Annotated in this window: 28 protein-coding genes and 1 pseudogene; 19 read left to right on the forward strand and 10 right to left on the reverse strand. The window is 35.9% G+C overall.

Annotated features, from left to right (window positions below; translation table 11 throughout):
* Window positions 1-79: 79 nt before the first annotated feature.
* Complete coding sequence (locus tag AB3I20_RS11625) at window positions 80-796, reverse strand: GNAT family N-acetyltransferase (RefSeq protein WP_368027394.1); 717 nt, start codon at window positions 794-796, stop codon at window positions 80-82.
* Between the two features lie 173 nt (window positions 797-969).
* Window positions 970-1290 carry a multidrug efflux SMR transporter gene (locus tag AB3I20_RS11630; protein ID WP_067485163.1) on the reverse strand — a complete coding sequence of 107 codons (321 nt, stop codon included), beginning with the start codon at window positions 1288-1290 and terminating at the stop codon, window positions 970-972.
* Between the two features lie 283 nt (window positions 1291-1573).
* On the opposite strand from AB3I20_RS11630, the gene AB3I20_RS11635 reads away from it, so the two are divergent.
* The 5 genes from AB3I20_RS11635 to AB3I20_RS11655 all read left to right on the forward strand — a co-directional run bounded on the left by AB3I20_RS11635 (window position 1574) and on the right by AB3I20_RS11655 (window position 6209).
* Window positions 1574-2362 carry a TraX family protein gene (locus tag AB3I20_RS11635; RefSeq protein ID WP_176694895.1) on the forward strand — a complete coding sequence of 263 codons (789 nt, stop codon included), beginning with the start codon at window positions 1574-1576 and terminating at the stop codon, window positions 2360-2362.
* Between the two features lie 176 nt (window positions 2363-2538).
* Window positions 2539-3228, forward strand: coding sequence for a DUF969 domain-containing protein (locus AB3I20_RS11640; RefSeq protein ID WP_067485156.1), 690 nt, complete (start codon window positions 2539-2541; stop codon window positions 3226-3228).
* A 1-nt stretch (window position 3229) separates the two neighbouring features.
* On the forward strand, window positions 3230-4174 hold the full coding sequence (locus tag AB3I20_RS11645; RefSeq protein WP_067485154.1) for a DUF979 domain-containing protein: 945 nt from the start codon (window positions 3230-3232) through the stop codon (window positions 4172-4174).
* Window positions 4175-4190: 16 nt separating this feature from the next.
* Complete coding sequence (gene pcp, locus AB3I20_RS11650) at window positions 4191-4835, forward strand: pyroglutamyl-peptidase I (RefSeq protein ID WP_067485150.1); 645 nt, start codon at window positions 4191-4193, stop codon at window positions 4833-4835.
* Between the two features lie 78 nt (window positions 4836-4913).
* Complete coding sequence (locus AB3I20_RS11655) at window positions 4914-6209, forward strand: hypothetical protein (protein WP_368027395.1); 1296 nt, start codon at window positions 4914-4916, stop codon at window positions 6207-6209.
* 511 nt (window positions 6210-6720) lie between these two features.
* On the opposite strand, the gene pnuC is transcribed toward AB3I20_RS11655, so the two are convergent.
* Both pnuC and AB3I20_RS11665 read right to left on the reverse strand, forming a co-directional pair.
* Complete coding sequence (pnuC, locus tag AB3I20_RS11660; RefSeq protein WP_067485144.1) at window positions 6721-7470, reverse strand: nicotinamide riboside transporter PnuC; 750 nt, start codon at window positions 7468-7470, stop codon at window positions 6721-6723.
* 217 nt (window positions 7471-7687) lie between these two features.
* On the reverse strand, window positions 7688-8758 hold the full coding sequence (locus AB3I20_RS11665) for an endonuclease/exonuclease/phosphatase family protein (protein WP_284590583.1): 1071 nt from the start codon (window positions 8756-8758) through the stop codon (window positions 7688-7690).
* Window positions 8759-8899: 141 nt separating this feature from the next.
* On the opposite strand from AB3I20_RS11665, the gene AB3I20_RS11670 reads away from it, so the two are divergent.
* The 4 genes from AB3I20_RS11670 to AB3I20_RS11685 all read left to right on the forward strand — a co-directional run bounded on the left by AB3I20_RS11670 (window position 8900) and on the right by AB3I20_RS11685 (window position 10780).
* Window positions 8900-9280 (forward strand): VOC family protein, encoded by a 381-nt coding sequence (locus tag AB3I20_RS11670; protein WP_368027396.1) that lies wholly within the window; start codon window positions 8900-8902, stop codon window positions 9278-9280.
* A gap of 94 nt (window positions 9281-9374) precedes the next feature.
* A complete protein-coding gene (locus tag AB3I20_RS11675; RefSeq protein ID WP_067485136.1) occupies window positions 9375-9893 on the forward strand; it encodes a PepSY domain-containing protein in 519 nt (172 codons plus the stop codon).
* Window positions 9894-9976: 83 nt separating this feature from the next.
* Window positions 9977-10156 carry a hypothetical protein gene (locus AB3I20_RS11680; protein WP_067485133.1) on the forward strand — a complete coding sequence of 60 codons (180 nt, stop codon included), beginning with the start codon at window positions 9977-9979 and terminating at the stop codon, window positions 10154-10156.
* 60 nt (window positions 10157-10216) lie between these two features.
* A complete protein-coding gene (locus AB3I20_RS11685; RefSeq protein ID WP_067485131.1) occupies window positions 10217-10780 on the forward strand; it encodes a GNAT family N-acetyltransferase in 564 nt (187 codons plus the stop codon).
* A 273-nt stretch (window positions 10781-11053) separates the two neighbouring features.
* On the opposite strand, the pseudogene AB3I20_RS11690 reads toward AB3I20_RS11685, so the two are convergent.
* Together AB3I20_RS11690 and AB3I20_RS11695 are read right to left on the reverse strand one after the other, a co-directional pair.
* Window positions 11054-11922, reverse strand: a pseudogene (locus AB3I20_RS11690) (NmrA family NAD(P)-binding protein).
* The gene (locus AB3I20_RS11695; protein WP_368027397.1) at window positions 11922-12350 is read right to left on the reverse strand and encodes a MarR family winged helix-turn-helix transcriptional regulator; all 429 of its coding nucleotides are present in this window, start codon (window positions 12348-12350) and stop codon (window positions 11922-11924) included. Before AB3I20_RS11695 ends, AB3I20_RS11690 begins: the two are co-directional and overlap by 1 nt.
* A gap of 312 nt (window positions 12351-12662) precedes the next feature.
* On the opposite strand from AB3I20_RS11695, the gene AB3I20_RS11700 reads away from it, so the two are divergent.
* The 3 genes from AB3I20_RS11700 (at window position 12663) to tnpA (ending at window position 14634) form a co-directional block, all read left to right on the forward strand.
* Window positions 12663-13259, forward strand: coding sequence for a hypothetical protein (locus AB3I20_RS11700; RefSeq protein WP_071868810.1), 597 nt, complete (start codon window positions 12663-12665; stop codon window positions 13257-13259).
* Between the two features lie 145 nt (window positions 13260-13404).
* Window positions 13405-13932 carry a hypothetical protein gene (locus AB3I20_RS11705; protein WP_143139930.1) on the forward strand — a complete coding sequence of 176 codons (528 nt, stop codon included), beginning with the start codon at window positions 13405-13407 and terminating at the stop codon, window positions 13930-13932.
* Between the two features lie 246 nt (window positions 13933-14178).
* Window positions 14179-14634 (forward strand): IS200/IS605 family transposase, encoded by a 456-nt coding sequence (gene tnpA, locus AB3I20_RS11710; RefSeq protein ID WP_071868812.1) that lies wholly within the window; start codon window positions 14179-14181, stop codon window positions 14632-14634.
* A 105-nt stretch (window positions 14635-14739) separates the two neighbouring features.
* On the opposite strand, the gene AB3I20_RS11715 is transcribed toward tnpA, so the two are convergent.
* Window positions 14740-15255, reverse strand: a complete 516-nt coding sequence (locus tag AB3I20_RS11715; protein WP_067485120.1) for an LURP-one-related/scramblase family protein — start codon at window positions 15253-15255, stop codon at window positions 14740-14742.
* Window positions 15256-15281: 26 nt separating this feature from the next.
* On the reverse strand, window positions 15282-16154 hold the full coding sequence (locus tag AB3I20_RS11720; protein WP_067485117.1) for a Cof-type HAD-IIB family hydrolase: 873 nt from the start codon (window positions 16152-16154) through the stop codon (window positions 15282-15284).
* Window positions 16155-16279: 125 nt separating this feature from the next.
* Here AB3I20_RS11720 and AB3I20_RS11725 point away from each other — a divergent pair, with 125 nt between their 5' ends.
* The 4 genes from AB3I20_RS11725 (at window position 16280) to AB3I20_RS11740 (ending at window position 19404) form a co-directional block, all read left to right on the forward strand.
* A complete protein-coding gene (locus AB3I20_RS11725; protein WP_067485113.1) occupies window positions 16280-16960 on the forward strand; it encodes a uracil-DNA glycosylase in 681 nt (226 codons plus the stop codon).
* Window positions 16961-17111: 151 nt separating this feature from the next.
* Window positions 17112-18092 (forward strand): phosphate acetyltransferase, encoded by a 981-nt coding sequence (gene pta / locus AB3I20_RS11730; protein WP_071868813.1) that lies wholly within the window; start codon window positions 17112-17114, stop codon window positions 18090-18092.
* Between the two features lie 321 nt (window positions 18093-18413).
* A complete protein-coding gene (tsaE, locus tag AB3I20_RS11735; RefSeq protein WP_067485401.1) occupies window positions 18414-18887 on the forward strand; it encodes a tRNA (adenosine(37)-N6)-threonylcarbamoyltransferase complex ATPase subunit type 1 TsaE in 474 nt (157 codons plus the stop codon).
* Window positions 18880-19404 (forward strand): N-acetyltransferase family protein, encoded by a 525-nt coding sequence (locus AB3I20_RS11740; RefSeq protein ID WP_368027401.1) that lies wholly within the window; start codon window positions 18880-18882, stop codon window positions 19402-19404. Before tsaE ends, AB3I20_RS11740 begins: the two co-directional genes overlap by 8 nt.
* A 358-nt stretch (window positions 19405-19762) precedes the next feature.
* Here AB3I20_RS11740 and AB3I20_RS11745 read toward each other — a convergent pair whose 3' ends face one another.
* Together AB3I20_RS11745 and AB3I20_RS11750 are read right to left on the reverse strand one after the other, a co-directional pair.
* Window positions 19763-20296, reverse strand: coding sequence for a 3'-5' exonuclease (locus tag AB3I20_RS11745; protein WP_067481646.1), 534 nt, complete (start codon window positions 20294-20296; stop codon window positions 19763-19765).
* Between the two features lie 81 nt (window positions 20297-20377).
* A complete protein-coding gene (locus AB3I20_RS11750) occupies window positions 20378-21133 on the reverse strand; it encodes an exodeoxyribonuclease III (protein ID WP_368027398.1) in 756 nt (251 codons plus the stop codon).
* 119 nt (window positions 21134-21252) lie between these two features.
* Here AB3I20_RS11750 and AB3I20_RS11755 point away from each other — a divergent pair, with 119 nt between their 5' ends.
* The 3 genes from AB3I20_RS11755 to AB3I20_RS11765 all read left to right on the forward strand — a co-directional run bounded on the left by AB3I20_RS11755 (window position 21253) and on the right by AB3I20_RS11765 (window position 25084).
* Window positions 21253-22173 carry a Gfo/Idh/MocA family protein gene (locus AB3I20_RS11755; RefSeq protein WP_067481518.1) on the forward strand — a complete coding sequence of 307 codons (921 nt, stop codon included), beginning with the start codon at window positions 21253-21255 and terminating at the stop codon, window positions 22171-22173.
* Window positions 22174-22245: 72 nt separating this feature from the next.
* Window positions 22246-23172, forward strand: a complete 927-nt coding sequence (gene murB / locus AB3I20_RS11760) for a UDP-N-acetylmuramate dehydrogenase (RefSeq protein ID WP_368027399.1) — start codon at window positions 22246-22248, stop codon at window positions 23170-23172.
* A gap of 397 nt (window positions 23173-23569) precedes the next feature.
* Entirely contained in the window at window positions 23570-25084 is a 1515-nt protein-coding gene (locus tag AB3I20_RS11765) for a flavocytochrome c (protein WP_368027400.1), read from the forward strand.
* Window positions 25085-25454 lie beyond the last annotated feature (370 nt).

A 25454-nucleotide genomic window follows, 5' to 3' on the forward strand; every position in this document is an offset into this window, starting at 1 on the left:
TTTTTATGTATATCAAGGTCCCTATTTATAATAAATTGGCACCAACAGCCTATCAAGGTCAACTAGAAGGAACAATGGTTCATTTTTGTGCTTGATAAAATAAGCCACTAATTTTATAGCCAAGCTTTTTGTACATTTCTTTTGGTGTATCGGAATAGTCAGCAACAACAACGATAGTCGTATCTTGACAAAAATTCGCTACATATTGTTGTAATGATTTAGCAACTGTTTGATTTCTAAAGTCTGGCGCAGTATAAATATCATAAATTTCAATATTTGTTGGATGCTTAATGACCGTCGCAAAGCCAATCACCGCTTGATTTGTTGAAGCAATAAATAGATCTAAGATGTCCTCTTTAAATAAAGTTAGGAGAAAGTGTTGATTGATTTTTGCAAATTCTTCACCGTAGATAAGGTCTTGCGTAAATTTGCTATTTAAAAATTCAGTGAGTGTAGCTGTATGTACCTTTGAAATCTCAAATTTGGGGAAGCTTGTTGAGGCTAACTGATTACTTGGAATAGTAAAAATCAACATTTTTTCTGTAGAGAATCCTTGCGTCTCTAAATGAGCTAAAAAAGAATCAGAAGGGGGGAAGTTAAATTTAAACATAGGTGCATCGTTCATCCAGTTTTCCATAAAGTTCTCTTCAATAGCAGCTAATTCATCAATAGAAGGTTCTTTTTTTAACCAAATAAAATTCTGGTCATATAGGTAATTGGAATACGCACTAAAATGTTTCTGAAATAAGTCTGTTTCATAAGAAATCTTAGATCCAGTAAAAAATTGTTTATTCATAAGCTGGTGCTCTCCTTTTAGTTGATAATATTTTTTAATAGTTGTTCTGTTTTCTTTTTAAAAAAGCCGATTTGCTCGTACATCTATTAACAGCGTAATCCAAATCAGTGAAAATGACAGCTATTTTTTGACGTAACATACGCAAATCGACCCAATTCATTTTTCATTCTTGTTTAATGGCCACTTGTCATTTTGATACCAACGATGCTAATCAACAAAAGCCCGACAAAAAGCCAAGTTGCTGTATTCAGTTTGTCATGGAATAAGACAACTCCAATGATAACGGAACCTAGGGCACCAATCCCTGTCCAGATAGGGTAAGATAAACTCATTGGTAAGTGTTTGATCGCTTTTGATAAAAAATAGAAACTGGCAATCATACCAATAATCGTATAAATCGAATAATTAACTTTTGAAAAGCCATCACTCCATTTCATCATTGTTGACCAAAATACTTCTAGAACTCCTGCTACAATTAATTCTAACCATGCCATAGCCAAATGCTCCTTTCTAAAATTTTGAACACAAAAAAGAGGAGAACCATTCCTTCAAAGACCTAACGGAATGATTATCCTCATATGCTACCCGGTGGCAGCTTTGTATTCGATTAATAGAGTCAGTATAGCACATTTTAAATAGGTTGGCATTTCTAAAGATAAAAAAACACTATCCAACAAAATTGTAAGAGGAATAGTTGCTCTTAAAATGGTTTTGTTTCTTGCGAATTAGTATACTAAAGAAATGTTATTAAATAATGAAAAAGTTGAGGGTTTAAGAGTGAATTTTAAAGGAATAAATAGTTTTCAATTAAAGTGGTTAGCGATTGCTTTTATGGTTGTGGATCATGTGAATAGTTATTTTGGGTCACAGCTAGGTTTTCCTTCATGGGTAGCATGGTTAGGGAGATTTGTTGCACCTTTATTTGTTTTTTTATTAGTAGAAGGATTTAGACACACGCGAAGTCGAGCAAAATATGCAAAGCGTTTGGGGTTGGCTGCATTCGTTACGGCAATCGGTAATGTGGTTTACCAGTTGCTGACGGGAGCCTATATCAATCCTTTGACACATCAGCCTGATTACTTTTTATTTTTAGGCCCGCACAATATTTTTCTTACGCTATTTCTTTTATTTTGTATGATGTGGGTGCTAGCTACGATGAAACAAAGTAGTGTGGGACAAAAAATTATGTTGATCCTGACATTTTTGATTTTATTGGTGCTTACAGCAGCATCAGAAGGAGGCATCTATCTGATTCCAATGATGTTGCTGATGTTTGTTTTCAAAGAAGAGGGACAAAGAAACAAATTGTTAATTGGGATTTTTGTTTATACCATGATTTTACTTGCCCTAGCTATTTCTAGTTACATGCAGACGCCAGTGAATCAAAGTTTCTATGATTATTTAACTTTTGATAACGAGTTTATGATGGTGACAGTTATTCCATTAATTGCATTATACAATGGTCAATTAGGTGGGACTAATAGCAAGTGGAACAAATATTTCTTCTATCTTTTTTATCCTATTCACCTCTGGATCATTTATGTTATCTTCTATTTTGTACGTTAACGCTGTCGTAAAAAATACTGTAATCGCTGGGTGACTGATTACAGTGTTTTTTTATTTTGTCGATTAATTGACAGAATTTTCGCACATTGATGTCTTTTCATTCGATTTCAACTATATTTTCATTCAAATTTGTTTTATAATTAAAAAATATCTTGTCATTTGGGGGAGGAAAACAAATGGAGAATTATCTAAGCCTTTTAGGCGTTTTAATTGTTATTATTGGTTTTGCACTAAAATTAGATTCAATTTTGATTGTGATGGTTGCTTTAGTCGTAACTGCTTTAACAGGTGGGCTAGGGATTAATGGCATGCTTGAGTTATTGGGTACCAGCTTTGTAAATAATCGAGGCATGGCTATCTTTATTATTATCATGTTAGCAACAGGAACGTTAGAAAGAAATGGATTGAAAGAGTCTGCTGCGACTTTGATTCAACGATTCAAAAAAGTTTCAGCTGGCATGATTATCGATATCTATGGAGTTTTCCGGATGATTTTTGCTGCGTTTAATGTGAGCTTTGGGGGCGTTGCAGGATTTGTTCGTCCAATTATTTTACCAATGGCATTAGGCACAGTTGAATCAAAAGGACTGAAAGTTCATCCAGAACATGAGGAAGAGCTTAAAGGAATGGCATCTGCTATGGAAAATATTTGTTGGTTCTTTGGACAAGTTTTATTTATCGGTGGTGCGGGCGCCTTGCTAGTACAGTCAACATTGAAAGACTTAGGTTATGAAGTGACCTTAGGACAGTTAGCGCTGGTTGAAGTACCAGTGGCACTGACTGCATTAGTTGTTTCTAGTATTTATTTCTATTTAAAAGAAAAGAAATTAGCAAAGAAATATTATTCTCAAGAAAAGGAGCAATAAGATGAATTTTTTTACGAATCCTGATATTTTATTAAGTGATAAATTACTTGAAATTTTATATATCATCATGGGTCTAGTCTTAGTTTATACAGGGCTACGAAATCTACTTGATAAAACGAATCCACATCGTTATGGCTCAGCCTTTTTTTGGGCAACGTTAGGTGTGGTGATTGCAGCCGGCCGATGGTTGCCACCACTAGTAAGTGGTATCTTGATTTTTGCTATGACGATTCCAGCAATTGCAAAAAGGGTGAGCAAGGGTGATAGTCGTTTGCCTTCAAAAGAATATATGGAAAAAATGTCAAGCAAACTAGGCATGAAGATTTTTATTCCAGCGTTAAGTATTGGGGTATTTGCAATTTTGTTTGCCTTATTCACCAAATTAGGTGCTTTAGTTGGAGTTGGAGTTGGTGTCTTTGCAGCGATGGCGATTTTGATGTTCTTTTCCCGCGACAATCAGCCTACAACGTTCTTAGACGACGCAGCTGATATGTTAGGAACAGTTGGTCCGTTGAGTATGTTACCAATGCTACTTGCTTCATTGGGCGCTGTGTTTACCAGTGCAGGAGTAGGAACGGTGATTTCAAATGCTGTTGGTACAATTGTTCCTGAAGGAAACGTGAATATTGGGATTATTATCTATGCAGTGGGAATGGTTGTCTTCACAGTAATTATGGGGAATGCCTTCGCAGCAATTACAGTCATGACTGTTGGGATTGGTGCACCGTTTGTCTTTAGTCAAGGAGCAAATCCAGCGCTGATTGGAATGGTTGCTTTAACTTGTGGTTTTTGTGGAACGCTCTTGACACCGATGGCTGCAAACTTTAATATTGTTCCAGTCGCTATGTTAGAAATGAAAGACAAGTATGGCGTAATCAAAAATCAATTATTTATTGCTTTATTTATGTTAGTATTCCAAATTGCTTATATGATTTTATTTAAATAATTAGGAGGAACAAAAGATGAAAGTATTAGTAACAGGTTTTGATCCATTTGGTGGCGACAAAGTAAATCCAGCTTATGAAGCTGTAAAAAAAATGCCTGCAGAAATTGCGGGAGCTGAGATTATCAAACTAGAAGTACCAACTGTTTTTGGAAAAAGTAGCCAAGTAGTCAGAGAAGCAATCAAAGAGCATCAACCGGAAATTGTCATTTGTGTTGGACAAGCAGGAGGTCGCTCAGCTGTTTCATTTGAACGAGTAGCAATCAATCTAGCAGAAGCACGTATTCCTGATAATGAAGGAAACCAACCGTTTGATACGGCATTGGAAGAAGACGGACCAGCCGCTTATTTCACTACGTTGCCAATCAAAGCAATGACTAAAAATGTTCACGATCATGGACTGCCAGCATATATTTCTTATACTGCAGGAACATTTGTCTGCAATGATATCATGTATCGTTTATTACATGTCCTTCATACAGAATTTCCAACAATTCGTGGTGGCTTTATCCATGTGCCGTTTTCACCTGATCAAGTAATCGAACGTCCAGTGGGTACAGCATCTATGTCATTAGCTGATATTGCCGATTCACTAACGTATGCGGTCGAAGCTGCAATTGAAAATGAACAAGATATTTCTGGTAATGCAGGTACAACTCACTAATAATTAGCAATCAAATAGTAGAGGCTGGCAACTAACGACTCGTTAGATCCCAGCTTCTTTTTTTAGGAGGGAAACGTTATGGAAGAATGGAAAGCAGTATTTGAAGAATGGTTTCCCAAAGAACTAAATAAGAAAAGTTATCCAATTAAAGTATCAAAACAATATACCAGCAATCAACGCTTTGAAATTTATGAACGGTTGACGAAGCCACAACGCAAATTAGTTGATAAATACCGTCGTTACTTAATCAATTCACGTTTTATGGAAGAAAATTATTTGGCTGCTACGGATTGGGTATTTGCTGACTTTAAAATCAACCCTTTTTTTCGAACTTCTCGAAGACAAGAAAAGTTGTATTGCGATTGTGGACGAGAATTAAAGGTTCAATACATCGTTAAATCTCCAAAAACAGGGAAAATTCTAAAACTAGGAATCAATCACTTTGCCGAGCATCTGCATGTTTCACCAGCAATTGCAAATTCAATCCATCAAGGGATGACACAAGTTGATTTAGCATTGGATGAACTATTATGGTTAAAACAACAAAATATCGAATTTCCTGAAGTGTTATGGCAAGAATATCTTTTTTCTTTGTACCATAACCGACGATTGAAACGACCGTATTTACCAGACGTTCATTTGGCTAAACGAGTAGCAGATTTTCGACAAGCTCAGATGCCCATTTACTTAGCAGATTATCAGGCAATAGAACATGAAATCCAAAAAATCAGTGAGCAGATTGCTGATCAGCCAAAGAAAAGTCGAGCAAAGAAGGAATTATTTGAAGATTTTACAGAAGAGTTAACGAGGAACGTTGAAGAATTTTTGACAAATTACCGTGCATTTTTACGAAAAGATTGGCAAGCTGTCTTGATGGATACAAAGGAAAAATTACCAAGCAGTTATTTTGACTTATTGATTGCTGAATTACGTTCGTTCAATCGAGAACAGCCGACGCATCAGTTGACTGAAGCGAAGGTGCGCGCACAACAACAACGTTTTATCCAACCGGATATTTACATCTTGATTTGGGAAAAATATGCCTATTATGGTTTTACAGAAGGCTTTTTTGATAGTTTGCCGAGAGTTATCCGTAATGGATTTTTAAAAGCCTTACGCCGAGAAAATACGAGTGAGCAACTGTCGAGCATTGAAGTCAAATCAACTAGTAAAAAGCTGACTGAACAAGAATGGCAAAGCCTTGCTCACTCACTTCATGGCAAAAAAGTAGCCGAAGTGATTGTTGATTTTGAACAACGGCAGTATGTCTTTTCAGAAGAACAAAAAACAGCGTTAGATTATTATCAAAAATTAGAACACTCTCTTTATTTAGAAAAGCCAGAAGTTAAAGCACTATTGAAAGAATTGCTATAAAAAAACTACTGTGACGAAAAGTCACAGTAGTTTTTTGTTCGTTGCTTTAAGCTGTTCTTGATACAACCTTCGCCAATAAGAATTTCTTTTCTAAACTATTTTTAGAAAAATTTCCTTATTGGTTGAAGCTAACCATTTTGCGTCACAACCTTATTCACGGTGTTCCCAAAGCAACTCCTCGAAATAATTCACAACTGTCCAAAAACATGAAAAACTATTTTTTGCCAGTTGCTCATTATTTTGTCAGAGCTGAACGTTTTGCGCCACAACCTTATTCACGGTGTTCCCAAAGCAACTCCTCAATATAACTTGCATTCACTTCAAAATATGAAAAGCTATTTTGAGTGTTTGCTCATTATCTGTTCGGAGCTAAACGCTTTGCACCACAACCTTATTCACGGTGTTCCCAAAGCAACTCCTCAAGATAACTTGCATTCACTTCAAAATATGAAAAGCTATTTTGAGAGCCTGCTCGCTATCTTGTCGGAGCTAAACGCTTTGTGCCACAACCTTACGCGTGTTGATGTGTCTGATAATATTCTTCTTCCATTTTTTGCATTCTTTCACGTTCTTTCTGGTTGTACCAAGGAGAAACGGTGAAGGCCAATACATCGTTTAGCAAATAAACAGAGCTGTTAACAAACATTGCTAGACTCGCAGAACCATGTGTAAATGATACATACCAAAGAACCATTTGAGCCAAACCAGATGCTAACCACCAATAATATTGATTGTTATATCGCAAGAAGCTGATGATACCAGCTGAAAGACTGATTGAAAAGGCAATCGCATCAATCCAAGGACGAGGATCATCAGTATAACGACCAATCAAGAAACCTGAAACAAAATAAACAAGAATAGTACCGATAATTGCGATGAACCAACTTTTACCAGTAAATTTACGAATTTTTGAAGCCATATTGTGATTCCATTCTTTACTTAATAAAACGGGAATATCCAAAGTTACCATATAAGCAATTTGTTCACCTATACTTAAATAATTTTTAGCTGAAAAGCCGACAATGATGAAACACATAGCAGATAAAATGCCCAAAACACCATTAACAGATTTCGCAGCGTTGATCGATAAAATACATAAAACACCTAAATTAGTCCCGATAAAAGCAACAATCGACAGCCAAGTAATGGGGCTATTTACGAGTGTCATGATTTGACAACCCAGACTAAAAAAGAAAAGATAATAATTTTGTTGAGGCCAACCTTTTAGCTGATGAGCTAGAAAATGAAAATATGATTTCATGTATAAGAACTCCTTTAGACACAAAATGTAGTGTCTCTAGATTTTTTTACCACAATCTATTGTATGCTTTTAAATGATAAAATCTAGTCTTACAATTTAAAAAAATCTGTGTTATGATATTTTTATTTCAAATTTCTGCAAAAAACAGAAAAGATTTCAAAGCGTAAATCAAACAAAAAAGCCATTAGTCAATTACCTGACTTTTGGCTTTTCTTTTTCATTGTAGAGAGAATGTCATCTGAACCGGATTATGATCTGAATAAGCAAATTTCGTATCAATTACTTGAATATCTTTAATTGAAAGATTATCAGAAACCAAAAATCCATCAATTAACGTGACGAAAGTTTTGTCTGGTTGATAAGCTTCGTTTAAATTGCGTACAGAAGGAACTGCTTTTTCTGCTAAATCTTTTCGAACGATGTGCATGCCTTTCGGTAAAAGTTCTTCAGGAAACGCATGTGTCCAACTCAAATCTTCTTTTGTTTCGCCAAAAATTTTCTCGCTATCCGGCAACAGAGTGTGATTATAATCACCACCTACAATGATATAATTTTTTTCTGCTTGATCTTTTTTGATTTGTGCGGCTAATTTTTTGATTTGTGCTTTTTGAATTGCAGGATCTTTTGTATAAGCAGAGAGATGTAAATTATAAAGTGAAAGAAATCTGCCATTTGCAACAGGAATTTTACTTACCGTAAATGCACGGTCTAAGTCAAAAAACTTATTGAACCCAGTTTCGATGGGTAAAGAATAGCGTGTACTTTCAGCAATCGTTCCTTTACTAAAAGTGACCAACCCAGATTGTGATTTACCAATTGGTTGTGTGATTGGATAAAAAAGATAAGCCGAGTTATAATTTTGACCATAAACAGATGAATAGTCACTAAAATTTTGTGAAAGAGTGGCAACTTCATCAATGTTATATGAACGAGTTGCTTTCTTGTCAACTTCTTGAAAGAAGGCAAAGTCTGGTTGGTGTTCTTGGATAACACCTTGGATTTCCTGTAAGTTATGTTTAACATTTTGTTTACTAAATGCTCGTGACTCAGTGCCGCCATCCATAAAAAAACTATAATCGGGCGGATAGGCCGCATAACCAATATTATAGGTCAGGATTTGATAGTCTTGAGCTGTCTGGAGATCTTTGGCTGAACTACTTGACTGAATAGTAAGATCCTGGTTGTCAGCTTCTCGGTGATAGCTTAGATACACGTAACCAACATAGCCTGCTATAATAAGTGCAAGAATTGCGAATATTGATAAAAGTATTTTTAGTAATTTTTTCATTTTCTCCTCCTTAAAATATCTATATCTTAGCAGTAATTTAATTAAGAAGCGAGGAGTTTGTGTTCATGACAACCGGATTAAATCATCAGAGTTCTAAAGATTGTACCAATAAATTTTTTTGAGTTAAGAAAGGGAAAAAGAATGAATTTATCAACCATCCACCATGTAGCAATCATTGTTTCTGATTATCAAAAATCGCGAGAGTTTTATGTCGAAAAACTAGGCTTTGAAGTAATTCGTGAGAACTATCGCACAGACAGAGGTGATTACAAACTAGACTTAAGACTAGGAGAGGCTGAATTGGAGATTTTTGGCATTGCTTCTGCACCAGCAAGACCAAACTATCCAGAAGCTTGTGGGTTGCGCCACTTAGCTTTTAAAGTCGATCAGATTGAAAAAGTTGTAGCTGAACTTCAGCAAATGGGTATTGAGACAGAGCCAATTAGAAAAGATACTTTTACAGGTGAAAAAATGACGTTTTTCTTTGATCCAGATGGCTTACCACTTGAATTACATGAATAGATAACAAAACTGTCACTTCTTTTTCACTTGCTTCGATTTTTCCAAAAACAGAGTCTTGGTATACTGAAAAAAATTGGGAAAAGGGAGTAGGCAAATGAAAAAAATCGTTCTTACTTTGGCTGCTTTAGTGTTTGTTGGCGTTGCGGGTGGAATGGGCTTGTTAAATGCAACTTTTCAACCAGATGATTTGAGTGAGCAAGATTATCAAATTTCTCTGGAAGAAGCAATTTCAATTTTTGAAGAGGAAGCACACAGTCAGAAAGTGACAAGCATTGGCTTTTTTTTACCTGATGAAGTTAAGAAAACTGCTAGTTCAGCTTATAGTTATTTATTTGTAGATAAAGAGCATGAAGTTGTTGTCAATCCAACGACGGGAAAAACGACGACCAAAGCTATCAGCCAACAAAAAAAGCAAAATCAGACACAATTAGAGACGAAAAAGCTGCGTAAAGCTAAGAAACCGCAAGTTGCTATGAAAGAAGCGATTGCTGTTTCTGGAAACAAGCGGGCAAAAGTCCATGCTTGGGAAATTCTCGAAAAAGAAGGGAAACTTTACTACAATATCCATCTTTTAGCCGAGAAAAAAATCCAGCAATTTTTAATATCAGCATAGTCCAGAAAGAGAAGGTTATCACTTCTCTTTTTTTGTATATAAGAGTAATCTAAAGGTGTGAAAACCGAAAGGAAGTTGAGATTATGGAAAAGATGGTGTGCCCACATTGTGGTAAAAAATTTGCGTATCATGAAGTTAGAAATGTTGTTGAACACGTGGATAAAGAAGTACCAATTGTTTGTCCATATTGCCGTGAAGAAGCAGCAAAACGAGTCTCTCACGGTTACTTTGTTACTCAAAAAATTGAAAATTATTTAAAATAACGAATTTTGCACTTTCTTTTTCCAAATGCTACAATGGCAAGAAAAGGAGAGAGAATAAACATGATTCGTTTTGCAAGAAAAGAAGACGGACCTGAAATTGCACCGTTGATTTTGGTCATTTTAAAAGATATGGAATTACCATTTGTTCAAACCTTTGGCGAGCAAAAAACAATTGAGGTTTTAACTGATGCAATTGCTGATCCGGACTATCGTTATAGCTATACTCGTGGAATCGTTGAAGAAATAGATGGAAAAGTGGCAGGTGTTGCCTTTGGCTATACAGACGAAGAAGAACCTATGATTGATTTACCGTTAGCTGATATTTTAGAAAAACATGAACTTCCACGTGACCAATATTTATTTATAGATAAAGAAACCTTACCTAATGAATGGTATCTGGATACGATTTCTGTTTCTGAAAAATTTAGAGGAAAAGGAATTGGCTCTAAACTATTAGAAGCGTTACCGATGTTAGCAGAAAAAGCGAACCGAACAATCATCGGTTTGAGCGTCGATCAACAAAATCCACAAGCAAAAAAATTATATGAACGTCATGGATTTGAAGTCGTTGAAGAAACGGAAATCAGCGGGCATCAATATGAGCATATGCAAAAGACAATATAAAAGTTGTTTGTAGATGGACTAAGGGTTGGCCAATAAAAAATGAAAAACAATTAAGCGCCTCAAAACAGCTGTTTTGGGGCGCTTAATGTTACGAAATGGCAAGATTTTCTGTTAAAGAATTAGTTATTCATGCATAACTTGAAATTTTGAATTGGCGAATGCCTATTTAGTCCATCATAAGTAAAAAACAAAGTATATACCTTCACTTGAGGTCGTTTGCTTAAGTTTGAATGCTGTTTTTTTTACGATTATTTTGGTTCAACAACAACTAAATTACTCGTGGGATTCACGAATAAAATCATGTTTATAATCTCGGACATATTCTTGAATGGTTCGTGGTGGCCGATGTAATACTTGTTCAATTGTATTTGTCACCTTTTTAGCATTGCCTAATTGAGTAATCAGATAAAGTGTGACCATAACATTGACGTAGTCTTTTGGTATCCCACGTTGGATCATCACCCGACGAAAGTTAAATAAAGTTGGCTTGCTGTAAGTAATTTTTGTGTCCAAAATCGTTGTCATCACTTCAGCTATTTCGTCATAAGTTAGTGCGCTTGCTCCAGTAAGTTCTAACTCTTGGTTCAAGTAAGCTGAATTTGTTAAACAAACAGCAGCTACCTCACCAATATCTCTGGTATCAATAAAACTTGTTTTTGAATGTCCTGCTGGAATAAACAAATCATGGTTGTTCTTGATATCATTTTGATGCGTTGTATTTAAATTTTGCATGAAGAAGCTAGGACGAATAAAAGTATAAGGTATTTTTGCTTCACGGATCATTTTTTCAATTTTATGATGAGGAGTCATCGGATTTTTTTCAACTCCAATTAAAGAAACGAAAACGATTTGCTCGATAGTTTGTTGTTTGGCATATGCTAGAAAAGGTGCCATGTCTTCTTTTGGTTTAGATAACTGTGGTGGCCGAATAAAGAAGACTTTATTCACACTTTAAAAGCTTTAGGAAAAGTTTTTGGGTCTAAAAAGTCAAATGGGACAAGTGGTAACTGTTGAAATGCTTTTTGAACCTTTGAAACAGTATGAACGCCTACTTTGAGCTTTATTTTATCGTTTTTTGCTAATGTTTCAATCAAAGGGTAGCCAATATTTCCTGTACCACCAATAACAAGTATATGATCCATTACATATTCCTCTTTTCTATTCGATTATTTTCTTGATTTATTTTTGTTAGTAAAATATTCAAGGTTTCTTGTTCCTTTGCAGACAAAATTGTTAAATAGTTTGCAAGAATTTGTTCGCTAAGTGCTTGGCATTCAGATAAAATTTCATGCCCAGTATCGGTCAATGAAATCAACTGAGAGCGAAGATCTGAAGGATTCTCCGTTTTGATAACTAATCCTTTCTTTTCTAGTCGTTTGATGATTCCGGAAATAGTGGGTTTGTCCATATCCAATGCTTCTGATAGTAAGACAGCAGTCTGTTCGTTTTTGAGAAAGAGTTGTTGAATTACTGCCCATTGTTGAACAGTAATTCCTTTTTTATTCAGTACTTGATTTAAATTGTATTTTAATTGCTTTGAAATATTCATTAATAAATAGCCAGTATCCATTTAAGTGAGGCCTCCTTCAATAAAATAATCGATGAACGATATTTAGTTAGTATGCTAACTAAATAAGGGGAGTTGTCAACTTTTTTTGTTTTGGCTGTGGAAAACTACATGAAAATTTAAATTATGAGAGAAATTGATGATTTTTTATAGGTAATTAGTTATTTTAAATGGATTGAAAGTGGTTTTTTTGCTTATTTAAGTTATCTGTTGTTGAGATATGTGAATTAACATTTTTTATTTTTGTTATTTTATGCTAAGCTATTTTTGAAATCAGCTGAATTCAAAAAAATAATACTTACAGGGGGAACAATTATGTCAAAAAAAGTATTTGTACTATTTTCTGTACTGTTAGTTTTACTTAGTGTAGTAGTGCCTATATCGGTTTCAGCTCAAACCATTGAAAAAAATCAGCTATCAAAGGTAGAATTAAGCGGAAGTATGAATTTTCAAAAAGGAATTAAAAAATCAAAAATGGTTTTTGCTAATTTATCTAATCAGCAAAAAAAAGCAGAGATAGATAAAGTAGCCAGTGAATTAGAGTTTATGTTTACACAAGCTTTGTTAACAAATGAACAAGGAGAAATTGTTGGTATTGATTATGCGAAGCTAGAAGAAAAGTATGGGACAAAGTTAACTAGTTCTCAGGGATACTCCGAAATAAAAGATTTCAGTTTAGTACGACAAAATAATTTGGTTCGTGGTGCGTTTTTAGATTGTATGTCAAGCTCGATAAAAGATTTCATTGGTGCAACTTTATGGTCTGCAATTATTAGTGCTGGTGTTATGGGGTTCATTAAACAAATGGCATGGCGTGAAGTGGCTGCTTTAATTGTTGAATTCGCTGGTGCAGAATTTACAGTAATAGCATTGGTGGGAACATTATCCTGGATGGCAATAAACTGTGCATAAGAGTTTCTACTGCTTACCAGTCATCGTTTCGTTTGCTGTTATTTTCGGAGGTTATGGGGGATTTGATCTGATCACTTCTCATACTTATAACATCATCAGATACATAAACTTGTTTATCGCCATAAACATATTCATGACAATTTATATGCTAGCAAAATTATCGAAAGAAGAAAAACAGGAAAAAAAGTGGTTTTTATTTGGGTATCTTTTTATTCTAATTCTTTGTAGCGTATTTGCTTATGCAAAATATGACCATTCAATGGTTCCAGTAGAATCATTTACAAATCAACAGATGTTAATAAATGTAGATAAACGCGACTTGGAACTGACAAAAGAAAATAAACGATTTTATAAGAAACACACAGAGAAATTTACGAACATTTCTTCTGATTTATCTAACCTCAATAAAAAAACTGGCTATCTTTACGTTGGAAGAATCACTTGCGAGTTTTGTCGGTCCTTCATACGCTATACTGCTTATACGAACCAAAAGATAGACCAGCCTATCTTTTATATAGATACTGAGATGTTGACGTTTCAAGAAAAGCAGATAATGTATGCTAAGCTAAAGATTTCTGGCGTGCCATCTTTTTTTAAAATCGAAAAGGGGAGTTACACACGATTTCAGGGCAACACTATCGCTGATTTTAATTATTTTGTTCAGGCTAACTAATTTGTCAAGAATTCGATTTTGAAAGTAGTAGGTAAGGATACCTACTACTCAGACTGTAGACAAAGTCCCAAAAAAGGATGATGTCTGCAGTTTTTTACTCATGACTTTAGTCGGTTTCAATCGGTAAAGCGATTGAAACAAAAAAACCACGCGTACTGCGCGTGGAAGAAGTAGCTTTAGCGATAAAACTCCTTTCGATATACTAGATAAAGGCTACCAACCGTTATCAAATCGAAAGGAGTTTTTATGTCAAATGACGATAAAAGTTTAGCACATACTCGATGGAATTGTAAGTATCATATTGTGCTTACACCAAAATACAGACGAAAAGTCATTTATGGAAAGTTGAGACAAGACATTGGGAAAATATTGAGAAAACTGTGTGAAATGAAAAAGGTAGAAATTATCGAAGCCCATGTGATGCCAGATCATATTCATCTGTTAGTCAGAATCCCGCCTAAACTGAGTGTATCAAGTTTTATGGGCTATTTAAAAGGGAGAAGTGCTGTAATTATACATGAGCGTCATGGGAATCTGAAATATAATTATGGAAATCGATCGTTTTGGGCCAAAGGATATTACGTGAGTACTGTAGGATTCAATCAAAAAACAATTGCAAAATATATACGAGAACAAGAAGCGGAAGATCGAGTAAGAGATAGTATAAGTAAAAGAGAGTACAGCGATCTATTTAGCAAATAAAGACTAGAAAAAAATAGAGAGAGAGCGGTTGGCGGTCTTTTAAAAAAGCTCCCTTGAAGGGAGCAGCAAGTAGTGAGCCCTTCTAGGGCTTTTTACTGAGAGGCGTTAATTCAGATCCAATCGAAAATCAAGTGGATGTTCCTTATTTTTGTTTTTGTGGTAGAGCCAATAATCCAAAACAGCAGCAATACAAATGCAAAGTGGCGCATCTTCATCTTTGGTCACATCTAGTACATAGTAGTCACCAGTAAACAAAGTGGCTTTGTTCATCGCCATAATCGGCTGATTGAAATGATGGATGTGGTAACGGTGATTGTAAATATCCCCTTGAACTGTCCAATGAAGGTGACGAATATAATAAAAATCACCTGGCCAATTAAAAATCTTTTGCATGGTGCCAACTTTTTCAAAATCTTTGTAAAGTTCAAAGCGAGTACCAAATGTCAGGCTGATTTGCTTGATGTGCGCAACGAGTTTTCCATTCATTGAATAAAGCGAAAGTGCATCGCCTTTCGTTCCCCAACGACCAACCATTAAGAAAAGTGATTGACCATCCTCGTTTTTAACGATTGTCCGAGTCGCACGACTAAGCTGTTTTTCTTGAATGAAAAATTCTGACATCGTTATCCCTCTTTTCTAACTAAAAACTATAAGTCTTCAGCAATTGCACGTAAAATTGCCTTGCCAACGCCAGATTCTAAATTCGTCGCAGTTGTGTATTTTGCATATTCTTTCACGTCAATTTCTGCATTCCCCATAGCAAAGCTTACACCTGCTACCTGCAACATACTGACATCATTGAAATTATCTCCAATAGTCATGACGTCATCTAAAGAAATGCCACGGTCGTTTGCAACGTGTGCGACAGCAATTCCTTTTTGAGCATTTTTATGGTTGACTTCAATATTATTTTGACCAGAAGAAGTAACTGTTAGATTACCAAGTTCATCAATTTGTTTGCCGACAGGACCGAGAACACTTGGCCCTTCATTATGGAAACAAATAATTTTCAAAACTTCAATTTCCTCGTCTTGTTGCAAAAGATCACGAATACTATCAATGTAATTAATATGAAGTAATTCTAAATTTGCTGAAGCCATTGCGATGGCCATTTTGTAAGTCAAATGTGGTAAATGTGTAGCAACCATGGAGGCGAAGCTTTCTATTCTTTTTGCTTGGCTTTCAGAATACAAGCCTTTGTTGGTTGAAACTTCATAATAGATTTTATTTTGATCTAAAATATCTAGTACAAGCGCTGCTTCTTGGTGAGGGATGGCAACTGTAAAAAGAGAATTGCCTTCTTTGTCAAAAACTTGTGCACCGTTTAAAGTAATCATCGCACAATCGATACCAACTTCATCTAAAGCGGCACGCGCTTCTTGATAATTACGACCAGTAGCTACCATAAATTCGATTCCAGCTTGTGTAGCAAAGCGAATCGCTTCGGCGTTTTCCGGTGTCACGCTCATGTGTGAATCTAATAATGTACCATCCATGTCGGATGCAATTAGTTTGATCATAATTGTTTACCGTTCCTTTCTAATTCTTCTTCTTAGTTTACCATATTAAGGAGGCAACGCGAGGAAGATTGTCCCTTGTTTAAGAATAATTTGTAGGTTATCCTTTGAAAAGGAGGTGAAGGATTTTGAAAAAAATCATTCATAATAGCTGGCAAGAAATCTTAGCAGATGAATTTGAAAAACCTTATTATCAATCTTTACGTGAATTTTTAAAAACAGAATATCAAACACAAAAGATACATCCCGATATGTATCATATTTATGAAGCATTAGAATTAACGCCCTATGACAAAGTCAAAGTAGTCATTCTGGGTCAAGATCCTTATCATGGTGTGAATCAAGCACATGGCTTATCGTTTTCGGTGCAACCGGGTGTGAAGACACCACCGTCACTTGTGAACATTTATAAAGAAATGCAGTCAGATTTGGGCATCGTGCCAGTACAACATGGAAATCTGGTTTCTTGGGCAAAGCAAGGCGTTTTATTGTTAAATACTGTTTTGACTGTTCGAGAAGGACAAGCGTATTCACATCGTGGAAAAGGCTGGGAACAATTAACAGATCGAATCATTGAAAAATTAAATGAGCGGGAACAGCCAATCGTTTTTATTTTATGGGGCAAACCAGCTCAAGAAAAAATCAAAATGATTGATCGCAGTCGCCATGTCATTTTGGCTTCACCACATCCAAGTCCGCTGTCAGCACATCGTGGTTTTTTTGGCTCGAAACCATTTTCGAAAGCAAACGATGCATTGGTGGCTTTAGGCGAAACACCAATTGAATGGCAACTGCCTGAAACAGTGTAATAAAACAGCGCTTTCCTGTTATAGTGCAGATTTGCAGCTATGTGAAAAACTTCATTTTTATAGCATTTATGACTAATACAGATAAAATAAACTGTTCTTTTTTTTGAGAATAGTGTATGATTGGGTATATAAAATATCTGGAGGTCATCTCGTGGAATTGTTTGATAATTTAAGATTTAAAATTGTTCGTCGTGGTATTAAAATCGTTTTTCCAGAAGCAACTGATGCAAGAATTTTGGGCGCTGCTGCTCGTTTGAAAGCAGAAGAATTGATGGAACCAATTTTGATTGGTAACCCAGAAGAAATCAAAAATGCAGCCCATGCGCGTGGGATTAAAGCTTCAGGATTTACAGTCATTGACCCTGCTAATTATGCACAATGGGATGAAATGGTTGATGCTTTTGTTGAACGTCGTAATGGAAAGGCATCCAAAGAACAAGCACAAGAAATTTTAAAAGATGTCAACTATTTTGGTACAATGTTGACTTATATGGGGATTGCTGATGGCATGGTTTCTGGTGCTATTCACTCGACTGGTGATACAGTTCGTCCAGCTTTACAAATCATCAAGACAAAACCTGGTGTGAGTCGTACAAGTGGTGCGATGATTATGGTTCGCGGAAGAGATCAAGAAAAATATGTCTTTTCTGACTGTGCAATCAATGTCAATCCAACGGCGCAAGAATTAGCTGAAATCGCTGTTGACTCAGCTAAGACAGCTGAATTATTCGACATCGAGCCAAAAGTTGCGTTGATGAGTTTTTCAACAAAAGGTTCTGCAAAAGCAGCTGAAGTAGATAAAGTTGTAGAAGCAACAAAAATTGCGAAACAATTAGCACCTCAATACATGATTGATGGTGAATTACAATTTGATGCTTCATATGTGCCAGCAGTTGCACAATTGAAAGCACCTAATTCAGATGTAGCAGGCCAAGCAACTGTTTTTGTATTCCCAGAGCTTCAATCTGGAAACATTGGCTATAAAATTGCGCAACGTTTTGGTAACTTTGAAGCAATTGGTCCAATCTTACAAGGTCTAAACAAGCCAGTTTCTGATTTGTCACGTGGGGCAAATGAAGAAGATGTTTATAAATTGTCAATTATTACGGCAGCACAAACTTTGATGGACTAATAAGGTTGTGGCGTCAAGCGTTCAGCTCTGAAAAAATAAAGAATAACTGACAAAAATAGCTACTTATGTTTTTGGACAGTTATGAATTATTTCGAGGAGTTGCTTGGGGAACACCGTGAATAAGGTTGTGGCGCAAGGTGGTTAGCTTCAAGCGGTCATCTCAAACAAATAAACCAATAAACGTTTTATTTTTGAAAAGTTGATTTTTAGTAAGAGTGTATGGCTTCGGTCGACACTCTTATTTTTTCTTTAAAAATCGGTTGTTCCACGTTATACTTGCACATAGAAACAGGACGAATCATAGAAAGTAGTGAACCAAAAATGATTGAATTAACAGGATTAGACATGACAGAAAAACTTGCGAAGGTAATTGGGCAAGTTGCTGAAGCAGGCGACAATTTAATACTAACTGGTGATCTTGGTGCTGGAAAAACGACGATGACCAAGGGAATTGCTTTAGGATTAGGCATCGATCAAATGATTAAAAGCCCAACCTATACGATTATTCGCGAGTATGGACAAGGACGCTTACCGTTATATCACATGGATATCTACCGCGTGGCAGCAAGTGGTGCTGACTTGGGATTAGATGAGTATTTTGAAGGTGATGGGCTTTCTGTTGTTGAATGGGGAAATCTACTGGAAGAAGCTGTACCAGAAGATTATTTGGAACTGATTTTAGAAAAAAGTGATACAGATTTGGATAAACGCTATGTGAAGTTCCGCGCATATGGCAGTCAAGGAGCAGATTTTGAAAAAAGAATACGAAATGGATGGGAAGAAATCAATGGCTGAGGAAATTAGTGTGGTAATCCGTGAAGCTGCTCCAGAAGATGCCCAAGAAATTTTGACAATGAGTAAACAAGTTGGCAGCGAAACAGAATTTTTAGTGATGGATGAAGAAGGCTTGCAATTGTCACCAGAAGGACTTGCTTTAGAATTAGGTTATTTGGCTGAAAGTGCGAATAATTTGTTATTGGTTGCTTTAGTTGGGGATAAAATTGTTGGGACAGCTTCCGTAAAAGCTACTAGTGAATACCGAATCGCTCACATCGGAGAAATTGGAATTAGTTTACTAAAAGAGTATTGGGGCTTTGGTTTAGGAACATTGCTGATTGAAGAAATGATTGATTGGGCAAAGAACAGTGAAAAAATTTTTCGCTTGGAGTTACAAGTTCAAGTTCGAAATGAACGCGCAGTACATTTATATCAAAAATTGGGTTTTAAAATTGAATCAACGATGCCAAGAGGTGCGCGAAGTGATACGGGTGAATTTTTAGATGTGTATCAAATGAGTTATTTGAATTTATAAGTATAAGATGTGTTTCTAGTAAAATGATTAGGGAATTAAAAAAAGGAACGGCTCATAGTGTGCCCCAAAAGTTAGCTATTCTGGTCTAACTTTCGATGTACACTATAAACTGTGCCTCTTTTTTTGTCTTTAAGTGTTAAAAAATTGTTTGTTTTGATTGTGGTAGTTCAAAATATCAAAAGCTATTTTGAGTGACTGTTCGCTAGCTTGTTGGACTGAACGCTTGGCGCCACAACCTTTATCTACGGTGTTCCCCAAGCAACTCCTCGAAATAATTCATAACTGTCCAAAAACATAAGCAGCTATTTTTGTCAGTTATTCTTTATTTTTTCAGAGCTAACCACTTTGCGCCACAACCTTATTTCAAAGTAACCAATTTCTTAAGTGGCTCCGTCCCAAAATGCTTTTCTTGATAGAGCAAGATTTCAGCACAAGCTCGACTATCTTCTAGCGCATCGTGATGATGATCTAGCGAGATAGAGAGATTTTCACAAACCGTATTGAGTTTGTGGTTAGGGAATTCTGGAAATAGTTTGCGACTACTTTTTACCGTACATAATGATAAATAATTTGGTTGAGCTAGTTGATAGTAGTCTAAACAGCCAGCTAAAACTTTAGTATCAAAAGCGGCATTATGTGCAACAACCAGCCGATTTTGTTGAAAATAATTCTGAATAGTTGACCAAACCTCTGGAAATTTTGGTGCATTTCGCACATCTTCTTGATGAATCCCATGAATTTGAACATTACGCCAGAAAAAAGGTGTTTCAGGCTGGATCAAGGTATAATATTCATCAACGATTTGACTATTTTGGACCATCACTAATGCCAACGAACAAGCACTATATGGTTGATGGTTAGCCGTTTCAAAGTCCATTGCAACGAAGTTCATTTTCATAAAACCTCCTTTTTAAAAAGTATTCTAACATAGATTATCGAAAAATAAACTGTTTCTAGTAATCAAAATAAATCTTTACATTTTTAAGTCTAATTCAACTGGGCAATGATCACTACCGAAAATTTCAGTGTGGATTTTGGCATCGATTAAGTTGCTATCCAAAGAACGACTTGTTAAAAAATAGTCAATGCGCCAGCCAGCATTATTTTTCCGTGCATTAAAGCGATAGCTCCACCAAGAATAAATACCTTCTTGCTTTGGGTAAAAATGACGGAAAGTATCAGTAAATCCTGTAGCAAGTAAGTGTGAAAAGGCAGTTCGCTCTTCAATGGTAAAGCCAGCATTTTTTTGATTTGTTTTCCAATTTTTTAAGTCGATTTGTTCATGTGCCACATTTAGATCACCACAAATAATTACTGGTTTTTGTTTGTCTAACTCATTTAAGTAATTTTCAAAAGATTTTTCCCATTCAAGTCGATAAGCTAATCGCTTTAATTCGCTTTGTGAGTTGGGCGTGTAACAGGTAACTAAGAAGAAGTTTGGGTATTCCAATGTAATCAAACGACCTTCTTGATCGTGTTCATCAATGCCCATACCGTAAGAAACAGATAGAGCCTCTTCCTTAGCAAAAATGGCGGTACCTGAATAACCTTTTTTGACTGCATAATTCCAATATTGATGATAACCAGGCAAGTTTAACTCAATTTGTCCTTCTTGTAATTTAGTTTCTTGTAAACAAAAGAAATCTGCATCTAGTTCATGAAAGACCTCCATAAAATTTTTCTTCATAATCGCTCTAAGGCCGTTAACATTCCAAGAGATAAGTTTCAAAATAGACACTCCTTTTTACTTTAAGTACGTCTTTTTTTCTGTTCTCATTGTACTTCAATTTTATCGAAATGAAAAATAGTGTAAGATTGAGTTAAGAAACCGTTATTGGAGGAGAACAAATGAAGATTGGCGTAATCGGTGTTGGCAACATTGCAGAAAAAGCATATCTACCAACGTATGCAAAAAATCAAGGAACATTGACCTTTTATTTTGCAACTAGAAATGAACAAACTAAAAAAAGAATCAAAGAGATGTATGGATTTTCTCATTTGTATGAAACGATTGATGAATTGATTGCAGAAAAAATCGAAGCATGTATGATTCACGCAGCAACAAAAGTCCATTATGAACTCGCAAAAAGATGTTTAGAACAGGGAATCCATGTGTTTATTGACAAACCATTAAGTACTTCGTTGCATGAAGTAGCTGAGTTACAAGCCTTGGCAAAAAAACATCAGGTTGTGCTGATGATTGGGTTTAATCGCCGTTTTGCGCCAATGGTTGAAGAATTGAAGCAATTGCCAAATAAACGTCTGATCCAATTACAAAAAAATCGGATAGCTGCTCAAGAAACAACTGAATTTGTTGTGTATGATCTCTTTTTACATTTAGTCGATACAGCTGTTTATTTATTGGATGAACCAATTACCCAAGTGAACAGTAAAATTATTGAAAAGAATGACTACTTAGAACTTGCTATGTTGCATCTCGAAACGGCGAATCAAACGGCTATTTTAACAATGGACTTGAGAAGTGGTGCGAATACAGAACAGTATCAAGTAACAAGTGAACAAGGGACGTACGAAGTTCGTAATCTGACACAGATGACGATTCAACAGGAGGGACAAACACGCCAAAAGGAGTTTGGGGATTGGACGAACACTTTAGAAAAACGCGGATTTGAACCAATGATTATGGCATTTTTTGAACAGATCCAACACACGCAACCGAACAATCAACAGTTAAAACAAACAGGGGTTTATCAGAGTCATGAACTTTGTGAACAAATGATTCGGACACAGCTTCGTCACTTGCTTTAACATCGAGGGTAGTAACTTTGTTTTAAGCGTGATAGAATAATGTGGATGTTTTAATAGAAAGGAAAATCCTCAGTGAATAAAGAAGAAATAATGAAGCACTTACCAGAGATAACTTTGCTCTTAGATGAACCGTTGATGAATTATACATTTACCAAGACTGGTGGACCAGCAGATGTTCTTGCTTTTCCAAAGAGAAAAGAAGAAGTCAAAGAAATCGTTGATTATTGCAGAGTAAACCAAATTCCTTGGATGGTTTTAGGAAATGCTAGTAATTTGATCGTTCGTGATGGCGGAATTCGTGGCGTAGTTATTATGTTGACTGAAATGAATGCTGTTCATGTAGAAGATATGGTCGTTGTAGCAGAAGCGGGTGCGAAACTAATTGATACAACTTACGCAGCTTTGGCAGAATCATTAACAGGTTTTGAATTTGCTTGTGGAATTCCAGGAAGTATCGGTGGCGCTGTTTATATGAACGCCGGAGCTTATGATGGTGAAATCAAGGATGTATTTGCAGAAGTAGATGTTTTGCTTGAAGATGGAACGATGCAAACATTGACTAATGAAGAAATGAATTTCTCTTACCGTCATAGCGAAATCCAAAAAATGAAGGCAATCGTGTTAGAAGCACGTTTTCAATTGAAAAAAGGGGATTACCCACAAATCAAAGCGCGAATGGATGAACTAACTGAACTGCGTCAGTCTAAACAACCACTTGAGTACCCTTCTTGTGGTAGTGTGTTTAAACGTCCTGTTGGGCATTACACTGGGCAATTAATCCAAGAAGCTGGCTTGCAAGGCTTAAAATGGGGCGGCGCACAAATTTCTGAAAAGCATGCAGGATTTATTGTCAATATTGATCATGCAACAGCAACAGACTATGTGGAATTGATTGGCCATATTCAGCAAGTAATCAAAGAAACGTTTGATGTAAACTTAGAAACGGAAGTTCGAATCATTGGTGAATTGGCTCCAGAAAAAAATTTAACAAAATTTTAAAAGAAGGTTGTGGCTCCAAGCGCTCAGCTTCGAAAAAATAATGAGAAACTGACAAAAATAGCTTTTCATATTTTTGGACAGTTATGAATTATTGAGAGAAGCTGCTTGGGGAACACCGTGGATAAGGTTGTGGCTTCAAGCATCCATCTTCGAGTAAATAAGAATAACCAAAAAAATAGTTTATTATCTGTCTGAGTAATTACCTGATAAAGACTTCAAAAAAAGTTGTGACGATTGTCACAACTTTTTTTTGTCGATTAAAAACTATGTTATGTTTTTATTTATCAAATACTTGGTAGTGTCTGATTTTTTTAGATGACTTTTAAATTTTTCTCATAGCAGTTGTTATTGTGATTTTATTCACTTATAATGGGCTTTGGGAAAAAGGAGGAAAAAAATGAAAAAATTATTAGCGAGTTTATTTATTGTTACATCTGTTATCACGATGAGCGCCTGTTCATCAGATAATTCAGCTTCAAAAGAATCATCAAACTCAAGTACAAAAGAGACAACAGATGTGTCTTCTGGTGCATCTGAGCAAGCATATACTGATCCAAAAGAAATGAAAGATTCCTATGATCTAGTGATTGTTGGTGCTGGTGGAGCTGGAATGACTGCTGCAATTGAGGCAAAAGATGCTGGTCTAAATCCCGTGATTTTAGAAAAAATGCCAGTTGCGGGCGGAAATACTTCAAAATCTTCAAGCGGAATGAATGCCTCTGAAACAAAATTCCAAAAAGCAGATGGCATTACAGATTCAAATGATGCGTTTTATGAAGAAACATTAAAAGGTGGCGGAGGAACGAACGACAAAGAAATGTTACGCTACTTTGTTGATCATTCAGCAGACGCTATTGATTGGTTAGACAAAAATGGTATTACTTTAGATAACTTAACGATTACTGGTGGAATGAGTGAAAAACGTACACATCGTCCATCTGATGGTTCTGCAATTGGTGGGTACCTAGTTGAAGGTCTTTTGAAAAACGTTCATGAACGTGAGATTCCAATTTTTGTAAACACAGACGTAACAGATATCAAGAAAAATGACGGTACAGTGAATGAAGTAACTGTTCAAGTGCAAGGCGAAAAACCAAAAGAAATCACTGGAAAAGCAATTGTCGTAACAACTGGTGGTTTTGGTGCAAGTAAAGAGTTGATTGAAGAATATCGTCCAGACCTAAAAGGCTATGTAACAACTAACCAAGAAGGTTCAACTGGTGATGGAATCAAGATGATTGAAAAACTCGGTGGACAAGCAGTGGATATGGATAAAATTCAGATTCATCCAACTGTTCAGCAAGATAAAGGTGTTTTGATTGGCGAAGTTGTCCGTGGTGAGGGTGCAATTCTTGTCAATAACGATGGTGAACGTTTTGTAAATGAAATGGATACTCGTGATAAAGTATCAGCAGCAATTACTGCTTTACCAGACAAATCAGCTTACTTGATTTTTGACCAAGGTGTACGCGACCGCGCGAAAGCAATTGATTTCTATGATGAAAAAGGCTATGTTACAGCTGGTGACAGCATTGAAGAGTTAGCCAAAGCAATCAACGTTCCTGAAGAAACATTAGCAACTACAGTTAACACTTGGAATAGTGAAGTAGCAGATAAAAATGACACACAATTTAATCGTACAACTGCAATGGATAATGACCTATCAAAACCAAAATATTATGCAATCAAAATCGCACCAGGAATCCACTATACAATGGGTGGTGTGAAAATTAATATCAATACAGAAGTATTAAATGCAGATAATGAACCAATTAAAGGTTTATATGCAGCTGGTGAAGTAACTGGTGGCTTACATGGAGATAACCGAATTGGTGGAAATTCAGTAGCAGAAATTATTATTTTTGGGCGTCAAGCTGGTCAACAAGCAGCTAAATTCGTTTCTGAAAATTAAAAATGAGCTTGGGGTAGCAGTTGCCCCAAGCTTTTTTGTTTAAAATGTTTTTTTATAATCTAGTAATCAGTAGGACAAACGAGACTGGGATAAACCTAAAAGTCCAGTCGTTCTTAACACATTTTTTAATTTAAAAAACGCCTAAAATCAACGTTTTCAAAAACGAATTTTAGGCGTTTTTTCTATTTAGGCGACTTTTGCCCCAGTTCCGTTTATTTTTTACAGGTCTTATAACTAAGTATGTGTGGATAGCTATTTAGAGTAACGGCTCGCTATCTGTTCGGAGCTAAGCAGTTTGCGCCACAACCTTATTCACGGTGTTCCCAAAGTAGCTTCTTCGGTAATAAGTCCTCTTTTCATAAAAATATAG

The organism is Enterococcus sp. C50, from assembly GCF_040887505.1.
Taxonomy (GTDB): Bacteria; Bacillota; Bacilli; order Lactobacillales; family Enterococcaceae; genus Enterococcus_B; species Enterococcus_B thailandicus.

Excerpts from the sequence above, each read along its gene's own strand:
- AB3I20_RS11625 (WP_368027394.1), bottom strand. The coding sequence starts at position 796 with ATGAATAAACAATTTTTTACTGGATCTAAGATTTCTTATGAAACAGAC.
- AB3I20_RS11630 (WP_067485163.1), bottom strand. The coding sequence starts at position 1,290 with ATGGCATGGTTAGAATTAATTGTAGCAGGAGTTCTAGAAGTATTTTGG.
- AB3I20_RS11640 (WP_067485156.1), top strand. The coding sequence starts at position 2,539 with ATGGAGAATTATCTAAGCCTTTTAGGCGTTTTAATTGTTATTATTGGT.
- AB3I20_RS11645 (WP_067485154.1), top strand. The coding sequence starts at position 3,230 with ATGAATTTTTTTACGAATCCTGATATTTTATTAAGTGATAAATTACTT.
- pcp (WP_067485150.1), top strand. The coding sequence starts at position 4,191 with ATGAAAGTATTAGTAACAGGTTTTGATCCATTTGGTGGCGACAAAGTA.
- AB3I20_RS11655 (WP_368027395.1), top strand. The coding sequence starts at position 4,914 with ATGGAAGAATGGAAAGCAGTATTTGAAGAATGGTTTCCCAAAGAACTA.
- pnuC (WP_067485144.1), bottom strand. The coding sequence starts at position 7,470 with ATGAAATCATATTTTCATTTTCTAGCTCATCAGCTAAAAGGTTGGCCT.
- AB3I20_RS11665 (WP_284590583.1), bottom strand. The coding sequence starts at position 8,758 with ATGAAAAAATTACTAAAAATACTTTTATCAATATTCGCAATTCTTGCA.
- AB3I20_RS11670 (WP_368027396.1), top strand. The coding sequence starts at position 8,900 with ATGAATTTATCAACCATCCACCATGTAGCAATCATTGTTTCTGATTAT.
- AB3I20_RS11675 (WP_067485136.1), top strand. The coding sequence starts at position 9,375 with ATGAAAAAAATCGTTCTTACTTTGGCTGCTTTAGTGTTTGTTGGCGTT.
- AB3I20_RS11680 (WP_067485133.1), top strand. The coding sequence starts at position 9,977 with ATGGAAAAGATGGTGTGCCCACATTGTGGTAAAAAATTTGCGTATCAT.
- AB3I20_RS11685 (WP_067485131.1), top strand. The coding sequence starts at position 10,217 with ATGATTCGTTTTGCAAGAAAAGAAGACGGACCTGAAATTGCACCGTTG.
- AB3I20_RS11695 (WP_368027397.1), bottom strand. The coding sequence starts at position 12,350 with ATGGATACTGGCTATTTATTAATGAATATTTCAAAGCAATTAAAATAC.
- AB3I20_RS11700 (WP_071868810.1), top strand. The coding sequence starts at position 12,663 with ATGTCAAAAAAAGTATTTGTACTATTTTCTGTACTGTTAGTTTTACTT.
- AB3I20_RS11705 (WP_143139930.1), top strand. The coding sequence starts at position 13,405 with ATGCTAGCAAAATTATCGAAAGAAGAAAAACAGGAAAAAAAGTGGTTT.
- tnpA (WP_071868812.1), top strand. The coding sequence starts at position 14,179 with ATGTCAAATGACGATAAAAGTTTAGCACATACTCGATGGAATTGTAAG.
- AB3I20_RS11715 (WP_067485120.1), bottom strand. The coding sequence starts at position 15,255 with ATGTCAGAATTTTTCATTCAAGAAAAACAGCTTAGTCGTGCGACTCGG.
- AB3I20_RS11720 (WP_067485117.1), bottom strand. The coding sequence starts at position 16,154 with ATGATCAAACTAATTGCATCCGACATGGATGGTACATTATTAGATTCA.
- tsaE (WP_067485401.1), top strand. The coding sequence starts at position 18,414 with ATGATTGAATTAACAGGATTAGACATGACAGAAAAACTTGCGAAGGTA.
- AB3I20_RS11740 (WP_368027401.1), top strand. The coding sequence starts at position 18,880 with ATGGCTGAGGAAATTAGTGTGGTAATCCGTGAAGCTGCTCCAGAAGAT.
- AB3I20_RS11745 (WP_067481646.1), bottom strand. The coding sequence starts at position 20,296 with ATGAACTTCGTTGCAATGGACTTTGAAACGGCTAACCATCAACCATAT.
- AB3I20_RS11755 (WP_067481518.1), top strand. The coding sequence starts at position 21,253 with ATGAAGATTGGCGTAATCGGTGTTGGCAACATTGCAGAAAAAGCATAT.
- AB3I20_RS11765 (WP_368027400.1), top strand. The coding sequence starts at position 23,570 with ATGAAAAAATTATTAGCGAGTTTATTTATTGTTACATCTGTTATCACG.